The organism is candidate division WOR-3 bacterium (assembly GCA_026418155.1).
Taxonomy (GTDB): domain Bacteria; phylum Hydrothermota; class Tepidihabitantia; order Tepidihabitantales; family CAIPLT01; genus JAOABV01.
Genome location: JAOABV010000091.1, coordinates 1 through 2,370 on the forward strand (window position 1 = coordinate 1; position 2,370 = coordinate 2,370).

The 2,370-nt window shown below is 35.0% G+C and carries 2 protein-coding genes and 1 tRNA gene; all 3 read right to left on the bottom strand.

Features of this window, described 5'->3' with window-relative positions:
- Nucleotides 1-60: 60 nt before the first annotated feature.
- Complete coding sequence (gene cdd / locus N2201_07405; protein ID MCX7786025.1) at nucleotides 61-438, bottom strand: cytidine deaminase; 378 nt, start codon at nucleotides 436-438, stop codon at nucleotides 61-63.
- A gap of 58 nt (nucleotides 439-496) precedes the next feature.
- Nucleotides 497-1,672, bottom strand: coding sequence for a phosphopentomutase (locus N2201_07410; GenBank protein ID MCX7786026.1), 1,176 nt, complete (start codon nucleotides 1,670-1,672; stop codon nucleotides 497-499).
- Nucleotides 1,673-1,704: 32 nt separating this feature from the next.
- Nucleotides 1,705-1,786: transfer RNA gene (locus tag N2201_07415), tRNA-Leu, on the bottom strand.
- Nucleotides 1,787-2,370: the final 584 nt, after the last annotated feature.

A 2,370-nucleotide genomic window follows, 5' to 3' on the forward strand; every position in this document is an offset into this window, starting at 1 on the left:
TTGCTGGGTATGATAATAATGTTATTACACCGCTATGCGGTTTATTAAAAAAGATAAAGATTAGAAAGGATAAGGAAGAAGTTGGGATAGAAAGAATTGTTTTATTTTTCCGCAAGCATTACTGATAATAACTTTTATTTTAGGACTAAACTCATATAAAACTTGGAGGCAGGCACCGCATGGATAAGTAAGATTTTGTGTGTTAGTATAAATTGCGATTGCCTTAAATTTTTTTTCACCCTCAGATACGGCTTTGAATAAGGCAACTCGTTCAGCACAGACAGTAAGACCATATGAAGCATTCTCAACATTAGCACCTGTAAAGATTTTGTTTTTTGCGGTCAAAAGGGCAGAACCAACCTTAAATTTAGAATAAGGTGCATAGGCATTGTTTGATGCTTGTTTTGCGGCATTAATTAACTTCTCGATTTCTTTCATAATTCAATCTCCTTACTATACTCATAATCATTTTCCTTTATATACGAAACATTGTCTTTCATAATTCAATTTTTTTCCAAAAACTTATGCCATTTTTTAATTGTGGCAACTGGAGATATTCAGCAATGGTCTGACCTACATCAGCAAAAGATTTCCTTGTGCCTAAATTTACTGCTGAGCGTACTTTTTTACCATACACTAAAACCGGTACATATTCTCTTGAATGGTCAGTTGAAGGTGTTGTCGGGTCATTGCCATGGTCAGCAGTTATAAATAGAATGTCATCTTCTCTAAGACGCCTCAAGACTTCCGGCAGTCTTGTATCAAAATCTAATAAGCCTTGATAGAATGCTTGACAATCATTACGATGTCCCCAGTCCATATCAAACTGAATAAAATTCGTAAAAATTATGCCGGATTTGACACTTTCTATTGCTTTTAGCGTATAATCAAAGCATTCCATATTATTAACTGAATGAAAAGAATTGGTGAAACCTTGATTCGCAAATAGTTCATCAACTTTACCAATAACTACAACTTCATAATTATGGTCTTTGGCAATATCTAATAATGTCAGCTCCGGTGGCGATAAAGAGAAATCTTTGCGTCGTGAAGTGCGGGTAAAATGGCCGGGACGACCGATAAAGGGCCGGGCAATCACTCGTAAGACCGAATGTTTTCCTCTTAATAATTTTCGGGCAACTTCACACATTTTATATAATTCCTGAGGTGTAATGACATTTTCATGCGCCGCAATCTGAAAAACACTATCCGCAGATGTATAAACAATCGGATAACCAGTGCGTAAATGCTCTTCACCGAAACGATTGATAATCTCTGTGCCAGAGGCTGGAATATTACCCAACACCTTTTTACCGATTATCTTTTCGAACTTACTGATAATCTCTTTCGGAAATCCTTTAGGATATACTGGAAAAGGATGTTTTAAGACAACACCCATAAGTTCCCAGTGTCCAGAAGTAGAATCTTTACCTGGTGATAATTCTGCCATTTTACCATACGAGGCTAAAGAGGATTCGATTCTTTTGACGCCTTGGATTTCAATAATATTGCCTAATCCTAATTTTTCCAGATTGGGAAGATGAAAATTTTGAATCTTTTCAGAAAGATTTTTCAGCGTATTAGAGCCTTGGTCATTATAAAGATGAGCATCAGGTAGTTCACCAACTCCAACACCGTCTAAAAGCAGGATGATTGCACGTTTTTCTGCCATTTGCTAAATGCTATCGGCTGTTAACAAAAAAATGCCGGAGGCGGGATTTGAACCCGCACGCTCGAAAGCCTACGCCCCTCAAACGTATGTGTCTGCCAATTCCACCACCCCGGCGTATATCTTATTATAGTAAATAAAAATAATCTGTCAATCGGCTCTTTTCTTTAGGATATCGATATGAAGTCTATAATAAAACATTCTCCATAAAAACATTGAATTTACCAAATATTAATCTTAATTCAAATTTTGTCCCTGATTTTAAAGTTCAAAAGGTTATACATATAACTATAACAAAAAATCGAGGAAGATTTTATATAACTCTATGAATTACAGAGAATAATATTAAAATCAACTAAAATGATGGTATGACTCCCTCCGCTGTAGCATAGGTTTAGAGAGTTAGGTAAAAGATTATCTAAAGGTACATAGCAAAGCATTTCTCAAATCACGCTTAACAAATTATCTCTTGGAACGGTGATTGAAGTATCTTTTAATAGATTATTTAATAAGACTCATATTTCGTCTTTTCGGTTGCAAAATAGATTATGACTTAGGATAAAGAAAAGCAAGTCATTGGGTGAGTAATACACTTTTTTTAACTTGACTTTATCTTATATCGCAATAAACTAACCGAGTGAAGATTAGGTCTTTTTCTTTATTTTTCCGAAATTTTACAGTTAGGAGTTTTCTAAATTGCA

Coding starts and splice junctions, on each gene's coding strand:
- N2201_07410 (MCX7786026.1), bottom strand. CDS start 1,672: ATGGCAGAAAAACGTGCAATCATCCTGCTTTTAGACGGTGTTGGAGTT.
- cdd (MCX7786025.1), bottom strand. CDS start 438: ATGAAAGAAATCGAGAAGTTAATTAATGCCGCAAAACAAGCATCAAAC.